This is a genomic window from Verrucosispora sp. WMMC514, assembly GCF_027497295.1.
GTDB classification, from domain to species: domain Bacteria; phylum Actinomycetota; class Actinomycetes; order Mycobacteriales; family Micromonosporaceae; genus Micromonospora; species Micromonospora palythoicola.
Map to the genome: position 1 here is coordinate 1,203,394 of NZ_CP114906.1, position 13,305 is coordinate 1,216,698.

The window sequence follows — 13,305 nt, forward strand, 5'->3', positions numbered from 1 at the left end:
ACCACCGTCAGGCATGGCCACCGGTGTGGCGGGTACGCCCAACAGGGTCGGAGAGCGCCGCGGACAGGAGGGCAGCAGCGATGACGGATCGTGATCGGCAACGACCGCTGGAGGAGCGCCCCGAGGCGGCTGCGGCGGTCGACGACGACAGCACCGTGCCGCAGCTGATGACCGGAGGCGGACCTGACCGGGACAATCCGACGTTCGCCGAACCGGACGACCGGCCCGAAGGCGGGTCGACCGAGGACATCATCGCCGACCCGTACGCCGCCGGCACCGGCGCGACGGGAACCGGTACCGGCGCGGGCGGAGACAACATCCGCACCGGCGCCGAGCAGCCCTGGGAGCCGGAGGATCTGGTGATGGCCCGAGGGCAGGATCTCACCGCCGAGAACATCGAGCGGGCCCGGCGCGAGCTGGCCGAGGCCGGACGCGCGGCGATCGAGAAGACGGTTCCCTGATCCGCCCGCGCCCCGGTGCGCCCCCACCCGGACAGCGGTAGCCGGTTGCGGCGTTGCACCGCCGCCGGGCGGGTGACGGCGACCGTGGCGCAGGCGGCGCGAGGGGCCCCTGGTCCGACCGGTGCGGTCGGACCAGGGGCCCGGGTGACCTGCCGCCGCAGCGCCTCACCTACTGTCGGCGGCGGGTGTGCCTGTGTCCGTCAGGACAGCGGCGGGTAGGCGTTGCGCATCAGCTCGGAAAGCTGCGCCGGGAACCAGGCGCCCGAGATCGGGGCGTCCGGCAGGGCACCGCTCATGCTGTTGCCGTTGCGCTCGTTGCCCTGGTAGGTCGGGTCGCACATCCGGTCGAAGCCCTTGCCGTCGTTGTTCGGGATCTCGCGGCTGGAGCCGTCCGACTCGCCCGGGGGCTTGATCCAGACGTACGCGTCGATGCCCGACGCCGGCGCGGCCGTCGGCCGCTCGCCCAGGCCCGCACCGGCCTGGTTGCACCAGTTGCCCTTGTGGATACGACGGTCGATCCGGCCACCGTCCACGTAGGCGTTCACACTGGTCGTCGGGCCCGCGGCGGTAGGCCGGTTGGGGCCGCCCCAGCCGTTACGGGAGGTGTCGATCAGCATGCCGATGTTGCTGGGGAAGCCCTGCCGGACGAGTTCCTGGCGGAACGCCTGAGCGAAGCTCTGCTCGTCGTTGTACTGATTCCAGTCGATCCAGTCCGACTGCCGCACCGTCTGCCCGTTCACCGAGTCGGTGACCTTGGCGTACGGCTCGACCAGTGCCGAGTAGTTGGCCGTGTTGGTGATGAAGCCGTGCACGTGGTTGACGGTGGCACCAGAGGCGCCGGCGGCCTCCCGCAGGATCTGGGCGGTCGGGGTGAAGTTGCTGTCCCAGCCGATCCAGCCGTGGTGACCGGCGTCGATGTAGTTGTAGACGTTCGGGATCGCGCCCAGCTTGGCCAGGGCGTAGCCGACACCCTGCACGTAAGCGCCGTTGGCCTTGACCGTGTCGCACATCGCGGTGCCACCCGGGTTGCCGGAGGTGTTGGTCACCAGGTTCGGCAGCGAGTCGATCTCGATGATGTTGATGATCCGCAGGTTGCGGTACTTCGCGTCACCCTGGATCGCCGCGATCGGGTCGATGTACTCGGCCTTGTACTTCGGCAACTCGTCCGCCTTCAGCTCACCGTTGGAGGCGAGCGCCGCGCAGTCCCGGCCGGGCAGGTTGTAGATGACGACCTGGATGTACTGCGCGTTCTGCCGCAGTGCCTCGTCCAGGTGGTCACGCAGGCCCATCGGGCCGTTGGACTGGCTGTTGTCGGTACCCTCGATCGCCGCGATCCGGTCAAGCCACACACCGGTCGGGGTGTTCGAGATGCGGTTACCACCGCTTACCGATTCGGCCTTGGCCTTCCACTCCGGGTTCACGTACCCCCGGGCGCCTACGTACGGGTTGTCCACCTTGGTGCCGGGCGGCGGCGTGGTGGGCGGCGGGGTCGTCGGCGGGGGCGTGGTCGGCGGGGGCGTGGTGGGGGGCGGCGTCGTCGGCGGGGGCGTGGTCGGCGGCGGCGTGGTCGGCGTCGTGCCGCCGTTGCAGGCCACCCCGTTGACGGTGAACGAGGTGGGCTTGGGGTTACTGCCGCTCCACGAGCCGTTGAAGCCGATGCTGGTGCTGGCGCCGGTGGCCAGGTTGCCGTTCCACGACTCGTTCTGCGCGGTCACGTTGCGGCCCGACTGGCTCCACCGGGCCGACCAACCCTGCACGAGACGCTGGTTGGCGTCGGGGAACGTGAAGCCGAGGGTCCAGTTGCTGAGCGCGTCGCCGACGTTCCTGATGGTGATGTTGGCGGTGAAGCCGCCCTGCCAGTCGTTCGTCGTGTAGGCCACGTCGCACTGCGTCGCCGCGTGCGCCGCGGTCACCGGTAGCGTCACCAAACCGCCCGCGACCAGCGCGCTCGCGCCGGCCAGCGCGACGGCCCGGCGTCGACCGGACAGCCTTCTCCACACATTCATGCCACTGATCTCCTTGGGCGAGACCGGATCCGCGTACGGCCCGGTACGTGGCCCGAAGGACGTCCGGTGCGGACGGCCGCCGGTGCCAACGGGATTCTTCGGGAGCGCCCGACCCGGACGGGCGTTGGTGGTGGTGCGACGACCGGCGTCACCGGTCGGCGGCCAGGTGGTCGTCCGGCGAACCGGATGCCCTCGACACCTGCCTACGCGGTGTGGCTCTGCTCACCGCGTGCAGCGATTCTTACATGGGAGCGCTTCCATGGCAATGGTTCGATATTTCGAAACCCTACCGGGCAAAACCCCCAACTCCACTACAACGCGAGCGGGCCGCCCTGGCAAGCACTGCGCCACCCATCCACCCAGGCACCGGACAAGCCGGCGGGTCCCGGGGCAAGCGAACCGGTAGAACCCGGCATACCGAACTAATGCCAGAACACGAATTTTCCCTGCATAAGTCATGAAACGGTCTAACGTCGGTTCTGGCTCGGTTGTTGCCGGCCGCAGGACAACAGGGATGGAGTGACACAGGTCATGGCTAAGAAGATGCTGGGGAAGGTGGTTGCGGGTGCTGCCCTCGGCAGCGCTTCCCTGCTGGTGTTCGCGCCCGGGGCCGCGTACGCCGACGGCCAAGCACAGACGGACGAGGGCAAGGTCTTCGCCAAGCCGCACGCCGTCAAGGCCGGCGAAGAGGTCAAGCTCGTGCAGATCTGCCCCGAGGAGCAGGAGCACCCCTTCGTCTGGTCCAAGGTCACCGGGAAGGTCAAGCTCGAACCGGCTCGGGGCGGCGACTCGCGTGGCGACCACAAGGACTGGCGCGAGGAGAACGGCGCCGCCGAAGGCGCGGACAGCGAAGGCTGGTCCGGCCACGAGCGTTCGCAGCCCGCCGAGGCCGAGTCCGGCAGCGGTTGGGGCGGCGGCGCGGCTGACGCCCACGACGACTGGAAGGGCGAGGAGCACGGCCAGGACGCCGAGGCTGGCGACGCGAAGGACCACGGCAAGAAGGACTGGAAGGGCCAGGCCGAGGAGAGCGACTCGGCCGCCGAGGAGTCCACCGGCGGCTGGTCCGGCCGGCACGAGAACGGTGCGGACTCCGCCGAGCACGACTGGTCCGGCAAGGGCGACTGGTCCGACGAGTCGGGCGAGAGCGAGTGGTCGGGCAAGGACGACTGGTCCGGCGAGTCGGGCGAGCGCGACTGGTCCGGCAAGGGCGACTGGGCGGCCGAGGAGGCCGAGGAGGCCGAGGAGCGCGGCTGGGAGCACAAGAAGGACTTCGTCTACTACGGCGAGGCCCAGGTGGCCGAGGACGCCGCGCCCGGCACGTACAAGCTGGAGGGCTCCTGCGGCACGGGCGAGCTGGTCGTCCTGCCGAACGGTGGGGTCGACGGCGGTGACGGTGGCATCGCCACCGGCGCCGACCGTGGTCTGGCCGCCGCCGGGGCGAGCCTGGTCGGCGCGGCCGCCCTCGGCGGCCTCGTGCTGATGCGCCGTCGTCGGGTCGATGAGTTCGCGGCCTGACGCGACGACGAGACGGGCCGGCGGCCGCCACGGTAGACCGTGGCGTGCCGTCGGCACCGCCGTCGTCGTCCTGCTCGCCATGACAGGTTCCGGGCTCGTCGGCGCGTCACTGAAGAGCACCGACGCCGCGCGCCCACCGCAGCCCGTGGCGGGTACGGCCGACCGGTCCCCGCAGAACCCGTTCGCCGAAACCGACCTCGACGACGCGCGGCGGGTGCCCGCCGGACTCCCCCGGGCCGCGCCCACCAGGATCGACATTCCCCGCATCGGAGTCCGCGCCGGCATCATGGCGCTCGGCACCAACCCCGACGGCACCGTCCAGGTGCCGCCACTGGACCAGGCGATGCTCGCCGGTTGGTACGAGCCCGGCCCGAGCCCGGGCGAGCCGGGCAACGCCGTGATCGTCGGACACGTCGACTCGGCCGCGATCGGTCCCGCCGTCTTCTTCTCCCTCGGCGCCCTGCGACCCGGTGACACCGTGAGCGTCGAACGGGCCGACGGCCGGACGGCGACCTTCCGGGTGGACTCGGTGGCCTCGTACCCGAAGGACGCCTTCCCCACCGAGCAGGTGTACGGCCCCAGCGACCGTCCGGGACTGCGGGTCGTCACCTGCGGCGGCCAGTTCGACGAGGCCACCGGCGACTACCCCGACAACGTGATCGTCTTCGCCACCCTGCTGCCCTGACCACCCCGCCGATCATGCAGTTGTGGCACCGAACGAATGCCGTGTGTCCACGCATTCGGGGCGCCACAACTGCATGATCGCGAAGGGCGGGGTGGTCAGTTGGCGGCGGAGGTGCGGACCAGGGTGCGGATCTGGCGGAGGAGGACCGACAGGGCCGCCAGGTCGGCGCGGGACTCGTCGAACTCGCCCATCGCCCGTTCGGCGCGGTGGATCGACGTGGCGTTCGACTGCTCCCACTGCTGCACCCGCTCCTGCGGCGGCAGGTCGCCCGGCGTGGAGTCCAGCACCTCCGCGGTGAGGGCGGCGAGCGCGGCGTACAGGTCGTACCGCAACGCCATCCGCGCCAGCGTCTGCCACCGGTCCTCGCGTGGCAGCAGGGAGATCTTCGACAGCAACGAGTCCACCCGGAACCGGTCGGAGAGCACGAAGTAGACCGAGGCGACCTCGCCGACGTCCCGTCCGGTGCTCGCGGCGGTCTCCACCACGTCCAGCAGACCGAAGCTGTACATCAGGCGGGTGCTGCGCTCGGCCAGCTCACGCGGCACCCCACGCTCGGTCATCGAGTCGATGTGGGCCGCGATCGACTCGCGTTCGCTGCCGTAGAAGAGCGTCTCCATCCCGGGCAGCAGCCGGGCGATCCCGTCCCGCAGTCGGGCGATCTCCGCCGGCACGTCGAGCGGCGAGCGGCGGTTGGTCACCAGCCACCGGACCGCCCGGTCGAGCAGGCGTCGGGTGTCCAGGTAGACGTTCGTCTGCAACTCCGGATCGATCCGGTTGTCCAGCGCCTCGACCGCGTCCCACAGCTCGCGCAGTCCGAAGACCTCACGGACCACCACGTACGCCCGGATCACGTCCGCCGCCGTGGCGGCGGTCTCCTCCACCACCCGGAAGACGAACGAGATCCCACCCCGGTTGATCGCCTCGTTGACCAGCACCGTGGTCACGATGTCGCGGCGCAACCGGTGCCGGTTCATCCGGTCGGCGAACCGCTGCCGCATCGGCGTCGGGAAGTAGTTGACCAGCACCTCGCCGGTCCACTCCTCGTCGGGCAGCGCGTCGGTGAGGATCTCCTTCTCCAGGGCGATCTTCACGTACGCCAACAGCACGGCGAACTCCGGCGCGGTCAGTCCGGACTCGGTGCGTACCGCCAGTTCCTCGTCCGGCGGCAGCGCCTCCAGCGACCGGTCCAGCACTCCGGCGCGCTCCAGCTCTGTGATCATCCGGCGGTGCACCGGGAGCAGCGAGGTGGCCTGCGCCTGAGAGTTGTTGATCGCCCTGGCCTGGTCGTAGTTGTCCCGCAGCACCAGCTCCGCGACCTCGTCGGTCATCCGGGCGAGCAGCTCGTCCCGCTCGGGAATGGTCAGCTCGCCGTCGGCGACCGCGGTGTTCAGCAGGATCTTGATGTTCACCTCGTGGTCGGAGCAGTCCACTCCGGCCGCGTTGTCGATGAAGTCGGTGTACATCCGACCGCCCGCCTGGGCGTACTCGATCCGGCCGTGCTGGGTGAAGCCGAGGTTGCCACCCTCACCGACCACCCGGCAGCGCAGGCTGCGACCGTCCACCCGGATCGCGTCGTTGGACTTGTCGCCGACCTGGGCGTTGGTCTCGCTGGACGCCTTCACGTAGGTACCGATGCCGCCGTTCCAGAACAGATCGACCGGCGCGGTGAGGATGGCCTTCATCAACTCCTGCGGGCTCAACTGGTCGACGTCGTCGTCGAGCCCGAGCACGGCACGGACCTGTGGCGAGATCGGCACCGACTTCGCCGTACGCGGGTAGATACCGCCACCAGCGGAGATCAGCTCGGCGTTGTAGTCCTCCCAGGTGGACCGGGTCAGTTCGAACAGCCGCTTCCGTTCCGCGTACGAGGTGGCCGGGTCCGGGTCCGGGTCCAGGAAGATGTGCCGGTGGTCGAAGGCGGCCACCAGCCGGATGTGCTCCGACAGCAGCATGCCGTTGCCGAACACGTCACCGGACATGTCGCCGACGCCGGCCACGGTGAAGTCCTGGCTCTGGGTGTCGTGCCCCATCTCCCGGAAGTGCCGCTTGACCGACTCCCACGCGCCCCGGGCGGTGATGCCCATCTTCTTGTGGTCGTAGCCGGCCGAGCCGCCGGAGGCGAAGGCGTCGCCCAGCCAGAAGTTGTGCGCCGTCGAGATCTCGTTGGCGGTGTCGGAAAAGGTCGCGGTGCCCTTGTCCGCCGCCACCACCATGTACGGGTCGTCACCGTCGTGGCGGACCACGTCGTCGGGCGGCACGATCTCACCGGCCACGATGTTGTCGGTGACATCCAGCAGCGCCGAGACGAACTCCTGGTAGCAGGTCACCGCCTCGTCCCGGTCACCCGGCTTCTGCTTGAGCACGAAGCCACCCTTGGCACCCACCGGCACGATGACGGCGTTCTTCACCATCTGCGCCTTGACCAGGCCGAGCACCTCGGTACGGAAGTCCTCCCGCCGGTCGGACCAGCGCAGGCCGCCCCGGGCCACCGGCCCGAACCGCAGGTGCACACCCTCGAACCGGGGCGAGTACACGAAGATCTCGAACTTCGGTCGGGGCGCGGGCAGCTCGGGGATCGCCTGCGGATCGAGCTTGAACGCCACGTACGGCTTCGGTCGCCCACCCACCGGCCGCTGGTAGAAGCTGGTCCGCAGGGTGGCCTGGATCAGGTTCAGGTACGAGCGCAGGATCCGGTCCTGGTCCAGGCTGGCCACGTCGTCGAGCGCGGCACGGATCTCGGCGACCAGCTCGGCGCCACGTCGCTGGCGCTGCTCGGCAGCGACCGGGCCCGGCTCGAACCGCGCCTCGAACAGCTGCACCAGCAGCGTGGCCAGGTGCGGGTACGCGATGAAGGTCGACTCCATGTAGTCCTGCGAGAACACCGTGCCGGTCTGCCGCAGATACTTCGCGTACGCCCGGAGCACCACCACCTGACGCCAGGTCAGCCCGGCGAGCAGCACCAGCTCGTTGAAGCGGTCCACCTCGGCCTCGCCCCGCCACGCCGCCGCGAAGGCGTTCTCCACGTGCGGGCGTACCTCGGCCAGTTGCTGGTGCCCCTCGGGCAGTCGTAGCCCGAAGTCGTACAGCCAGATCCGGCCGTCGACCCGCTCCACCTCGTACGGGTGCTCGTCGACCACCTTCACGCCGAGCGAGTGCAGCACCGGCAGCACCGCCGAGAGCATCATCGGCTCGCCGTAGCGGTACACCTTGAACCGCACGTCCATCGACTCGTCGACGTCCGGACCTCGGCTACCGGCACGCGGCGCCAACTGCTTGCGGAACAGGTGCATCTCCAGCTGGCCGGGCTCCTCCAGCAGCTCCAGCTTGGCCAGGTCCTTCATCGCCTCGTACGGCGTGTGCCCGTCCTTGTAGCCCTCCGGGAACGCGTCGGCGTACCGGCCGAACAGGTGCTTGGCCTGCTCGTCGCCGAGCTTGCGTTCCAGCACCAGCCGGTAGTCGTCGTCCCACAACCGGGTCGCGTCGGCCAACTCCTCGGCCAGCAGGTCGGCGTCGATGTCACCGGGCGGGCTCGTCGGGTCGGTACGCACGATGAAGTGCACCCGGGCCAGCATCGACTCGGTCACCCGGGTGGTGTAGTCCACCCCGACCCCGTTCAGCTCACGCAGCAGGATGTCCTGCATCCGCAGCCGGTTCTGGGTGGTGAACCGGTCCCGGGGCAGATAGATCAGACAGGAGATGAACCGCCCGTACGCGTCCCGGCGCAGGAAGACCCGCAACTGCCGGCGACCGGCCATCCGCAGCACCCCGATGACCGCGTGGTACAGGTCGTCGGTCTTGATCTGGAACAGCTCGTCGCGCGGGTACGTCTCCAGGATCTGCATCAGATCCTTGCCGGAGTGGCTGCGCAGGCTCAGGCCCGACCGGTCCAGCACCTCGGCGACCTTGCGCCGGACCACCGGCAGCTCCTGGACGCTGGTCCGGTACGCGGCGGTGGAGAACAGGCCGAGGAAACGGCGCTCGCCCACCACCTCGCCGTTCTCGTCGAAGATCTTGAAGCCGATGTAGTCGAGGTACGCCGATCGGTGCACGGTGGCCCGCGAGTTCGCCTTGGTGATGATCAACAGGCGCTTCTCGGTGACCTTCTCGTGCGCCTCAGGCGTCATCGAGGACAGCGCCCGCGCCTCCGGCGAGTCCTGGCGCAGGATGCCCAGCCCGGTGCCGAGCACCGCCTCCAACGCCGGCCCGTCCGCCGCCGAGTTCGGCACCAGCCGGTACTCCCGGTAGCCGAGGAAGGTGAAGTGGTCGTGCGCGAGCCAACGCAGCAGCTCGACCGAGTCGGTGATGTCCTTCTCCGGCACCGGTGGCCGGTTGTCACTGGTCCGCGCGGCGGCCAACTCGTCGGCCAGGGCGAGGGCGCGCTGGCGCATCTTCGGCCAGTCCTCGACCGCCTCCCGCACGTCGGTCAGCACCCGCTGCAGCTCCCGGCGCAGCTTGTCCCGCTCCTCCGGGTCGCGGACCGGGTCGATCTCGATCCGCATCCAGCTCTCGACCAGGTCACCGGAGATCGCGTCGTCCGGTTCCACGTCGGCGGCGACCTCGACCAGCCGCCCCAACGGCTCCCGACGCACCACGACCAGCGGGTGCACGAGCAGGTGGACGTCCAGGTGGTGGGTGTTGAGCAGGGCGGTCACCGAATCGACCAGGAACGGCATGTCGTCGGTGACGATCTCGACGACGCTGTGGTGCTGCTCCGCGTCGGGCGAGTGGATCCGCAGCTTCAACTCGCCCGGCACCCGCTGCCGGGCCAGCTCCCGGTGCGCACGGGCGGCGTCGAGCATCTCCTCGGCGGTGAACCCGATCAGCTCCTCGTCCGGCGCGAACCGCCAGAACCTGCCCACCAGGGTCGCCGCGTCGTGGTCGTCGCCGGCAAGCGACACGGCCTGGGCCACGAGTCGCTCGGCGTTGGGCACCGGCTCGTCGAACTCGGTGTCCTCCGCGTCGTCGGCGAGCGCCTCCGGCGGCAGTCCCAGATCGTAGAGGGTGTCGATGCTCGAACCGGTCATTCCGGTCGCGCCTGTGTCTAGCCGACCGAAACCGTCCCCGTCGGTCGCCGTGTCGAAACTGTCGTCCCGGCCGGTGTCAACCTGCCGGAGGTCGGGTTCCGGTTTGATCGCCGGACGCCGGTCCATCGGTGCCACTCCCCTCGACCCACAACGCTGTGGGTCACTCTGCCGCCAAGCCTAGGCCGACCGATCGGTACTTCCGTCGGCGGACCACCGGCCGGACGTCCGGATCTCCGACGCCGTCCTTTCACCCCGTTGCGGTACGAGGTTCGACCGGGTTCGGAGTACCCCGCCTGATGTTGTTCATCACACCGTCACGAGACCGTCTTTTCGCCTGGCCAGGACCAGCGGGGCAGTGGCCGGCCCGCCGGCGTACTAGCGTGCGGAGCAGCCGACCTGGAGGAAGCACAGATGTTCGTTCCGCGCCGACACCGCCGCAGCCGGTCGCCACTGGCCGTCGCCGCCACCTGCCTGGTCGTAGCGGCCGGCCTGGTCGCCTGCTCCGGTGCGGACGGCCCGCAGCGCACCGTCGACGCCTTCCTGGAGGGTTGGCGTAAGGGCGACCTGAACGCGGTCGGCTTCGTCGACCCGACCGGCGCGAAGATCTCCGCCGGCACCGTCGTCCAGGAGATCCGGGAGCTTTCCGGCGAGCTCGTCGACGCGCCGCTCACGCTGACCCGCCAGGGCGACCCCGAGGTCGTCCAGAACACCGCCACCGCCAGCGTCCGGGCGGAGTGGACGCTACCGGGCGGGACGAGGTGGGCGTACGACCGGCCGGTGCGGCTGACCCAGGGCCGCGACGACCAGTGGCAGGTCATCTGGGAGCCGCAGATCGTCCAGGAACAGCTCACCCGCGGCGATCGGCTGGGACTGCGGCGGGACCGGGCCACCCGGGCCACCGTGCTCGACGGCGCCGGTGAGCCGATCGTGGCGCCCCGCGACGTGGTCCGGGTGGGGTTGCAGCCCAACGAGGTGACCGACGTCAAGGCCATGATCCGCGAACTGGACAGCGCGTTCCGCGCCATCCGGCCGGCGATCACCCCGCCGGTCGACCTGTCGGACCTGCCGAAGCGGCTGAAGGAGGCGAAACCGGACGCGTTCGTCGAGGTGGTCACCCTGCGCGACGAGGCGTACCGACAGATCAAGTCCCGCATCTACCCCCTGTCCGGGACGAAGTTCCCGACCGACAAGCTGGACCTCGCACCCACCCGCGAGTTCGCCCGGGCGGTGCTCGGCACCGTCGACCCCGCGTACGCCGAGGACCTCGCCAACCATCCCGACCGCTACTCCCCCGGCGACCTCGTCGGTCACGGTGGGCTGCAGGGCCGCTGGGACGAACGGTTGCGTGGCGTACCGGGCCTGGCCGTCGTCATCAACCGGGCCGGGCCGGACGGCACCGTCGAGTCGACCGGCACCGAGGTGTTCCGCAGCGAACCCCAGCCCGGCCAGCCGGTTCGCACCACCCTCGACGTGGCCACCCAGAACGCCGCGGACCGGGCGCTGCGCGCGGAACGCCGGCGGGCCGCCCTGGTGGCCGTTCGGATCACCGACGGTGCCGTGCTCGCCGCCGCCAACGGCCCCGGCGCCACCGGGGAGAACCTGGCCTTCACCGCGCAGGTGCCACCCGGTTCGACCTTCAAGATGGTCAGCGCGTTCGGGCTGATCGAGCGCGGCGCGGTCACCCCCGACACCACCGTCGCCTGCCCGAAGCGGTTCGTCGTGGACGGGCGCGCCTTCAAGAACTCCGACGACTTCGCCCTCGGCGAGGTGCCGTTCCGCACCGACTTCGCCAAGTCGTGCAACACCGCCTTCGCCGCGCTCGCCCCCCAGCTGGGCGCGGACGGCCTGGCCGTCGCCGGACGCACCCTCGGCCTGGAAGGCGAGTGGGGCGACCTGGGCCTGGACGCGTTCACCGGCAAGGTCTCGGCGAACGGCGGCGCCACCGAACAGGCCGCCGCGGCGATCGGTCAGGGTACGACTGTGGTCAGCCCGCTGGCCATGGCGGCGGCGACCGCGGCGGTGGCCCGGGGCAGGTTCCTGCCACCGCAGTTGCTCGTGGATCCCGCGCCGGAACGGGCCGCCGAGCCCGGGCCGCAGTTGCGGCCCGAGGCGGTGACGGCGGTCCAGGAGATGATGCGCGAGGTGGTCACCAGCGGCTCCGGGACCGCCCTGCGGGACGTGCCGGGTGAGCCGGTGCACGGCAAGACCGGCACCGCCGAGTACGACGACAACCCGGAGAACACCCACGCCTGGTTCGTCGGCTGGCAGGGCGACGTCGCGTTCGCCGTCTTCGTCGAGAAGGGCGGCTCGGGCAGCGGCACCGCGGTACCGATCGCCGAGCGCTTCCTCCGTGCCCTGGCCGACTGAGCGCCCCAGCGGTATCGGTGGGGCGCCCTCGGCGCGGCCGGTCCGTGCGGGGTCAGGCGGCCGGCCCGCCGGTGGCGGTCGCCGGACGGGTGGTCTCCGTCGAGACACCCGCGCCGCCCAGGTCACCATCGGTCAGGTCCTGGTCAGCCGGGCCACCGTCGGACACGTCCGCGCCGCTCGCGGCATCGTCGTGGAGCTGACCGCCGTGGACCGGTGCCGGTGCGTCCGGTGGGCCGAGCTGATCGATGCTCCGGCGCGGCCCGGGAGCGGGAGCCGGCGCCTGCTCGGCACGCAGCCGGGAGGGCGCCGAGCCGGGGGCGGTCACCGGCCGCAGGCCGGACACCACGGTGTTGACGATCTCCGCGGCGTACCCGCCGTCCGGGTCGTAGTCGGGGTCGAAGACGGTCAGCTCGACGCCGAGGCAGTGCGGGGTGTCGACCAGACCGGCGAGCAGGATCTCCAGCTCGGCGAAGGCGATGCCACCCGGGTCGGGCGCGTCGACCGCCGGCATCACGGCGGGGTCGAGCACGTCCACGTCGACGTGCACCCAGTAGCCGGCGCAGTCGGCCAGTTGCTCGTGCGCCCACTGGGCGGTACGCGCCGCACCCTCGGCGCGCAGCGCCGGCACCGGTCGGGTGATGATCCCGGCGGCCTGCAGGTCGAGCCGGTACTCGTCCTGGGCGCGGATGCCGAGCACCACCACGTCGACGTCCCGGAAGTAGGGTCGCCGTCCCTCGATGCCCGCCAGGTCGGCCTGGCCCCGGCCGGTGACCAGGGCGAGGTCCTCACCCGCCGCCGCACCCACGTACGACGCGTTCCCGGGGTGCCGGAAGTCGGAGTGGCCGTCGACGAAGACCAGCCCGATCCGGCCACCTACCGCCTCGCCGAGCCGGTGCATGGCCAGCGCCGAGCCGAGCAGGATCGAGCAGTCACCGCCGAGGACCACGGGAAACTCGCCCCGGTCGATGATCGCGCCGATCCGGTCGGCCAGTGCCGCCGAGTAGTCGGCGATCTCGCGCGCGTGGCAGACGCCGTCGCCGGGTCGCCAGTCACCGGCGTCGTAGCGGGGCGGGGTCAGGCAGCCCGCGTCGCGGGCCCGCAACCGGGGCAGCAGCCCCTGGTCCCGGAGCGCACCGGGTGCCTTCCCGCAGCCGGGAACGGAGGTGGGCGTGGGCGGGCGCAGGCCGAGGTTGCTCGGCGCGTCGAGGACGGCGATCCGGCGCATTATGAGCTCCCGTCCTCCTGGG

At 70.8% G+C, this 13,305-nt stretch carries 7 protein-coding genes; 4 read left to right on the top strand and 3 right to left on the bottom strand.

The genetic code is table 11. From position 1 onward, the window contains the following. The first annotated feature begins 80 nt into the window (after positions 1-80). Positions 81-461 (top strand): hypothetical protein, encoded by a 381-nt coding sequence (locus O7597_RS05450; protein WP_269738020.1) that lies wholly within the window; start codon positions 81-83, stop codon positions 459-461. Between the two features lie 200 nt (positions 462-661). Here the strand turns inward: O7597_RS05450 and O7597_RS05455 are convergent, their stop codons facing one another. Further along, on the bottom strand, positions 662-2,467 hold the full coding sequence (locus O7597_RS05455) for a glycoside hydrolase family 6 protein (RefSeq protein WP_281582165.1): 1,806 nt from the start codon (positions 2,465-2,467) through the stop codon (positions 662-664). 531 nt (positions 2,468-2,998) lie between these two features. Here O7597_RS05455 and O7597_RS05460 point away from each other — a divergent pair. Together O7597_RS05460 and O7597_RS05465 are read left to right on the top strand one after the other, a co-directional pair. Beyond that, positions 2,999-3,982, top strand: coding sequence for a hypothetical protein (locus tag O7597_RS05460; protein ID WP_269738022.1), 984 nt, complete (start codon positions 2,999-3,001; stop codon positions 3,980-3,982). Further along, the gene (locus tag O7597_RS05465; RefSeq protein WP_281582166.1) at positions 3,966-4,667 is read left to right on the top strand and encodes a class F sortase; all 702 of its coding nucleotides are present in this window, start codon (positions 3,966-3,968) and stop codon (positions 4,665-4,667) included. The genes O7597_RS05460 and O7597_RS05465 overlap by 17 nt, the downstream gene beginning before the upstream one ends. 95 nt (positions 4,668-4,762) lie before the next feature. Here the strand turns inward: O7597_RS05465 and O7597_RS05470 are convergent, their stop codons facing one another. Further along, positions 4,763-9,817 carry an NAD-glutamate dehydrogenase gene (locus O7597_RS05470; RefSeq protein WP_281582167.1) on the bottom strand — a complete coding sequence of 1,685 codons (5,055 nt, stop codon included), beginning with the start codon at positions 9,815-9,817 and terminating at the stop codon, positions 4,763-4,765. 285 nt (positions 9,818-10,102) lie between these two features. Here O7597_RS05470 and O7597_RS05475 point away from each other — a divergent pair, with 285 nt between their 5' ends. Beyond that, entirely contained in the window at positions 10,103-12,058 is a 1,956-nt protein-coding gene (locus O7597_RS05475; protein ID WP_281582168.1) for a penicillin-binding transpeptidase domain-containing protein, read from the top strand. A gap of 52 nt (positions 12,059-12,110) precedes the next feature. Here the strand turns inward: O7597_RS05475 and O7597_RS05480 are convergent, their stop codons facing one another. After that, positions 12,111-13,286, bottom strand: a complete 1,176-nt coding sequence (locus tag O7597_RS05480; protein WP_348650805.1) for an arginase family protein — start codon at positions 13,284-13,286, stop codon at positions 12,111-12,113. Positions 13,287-13,305 lie beyond the last annotated feature (19 nt).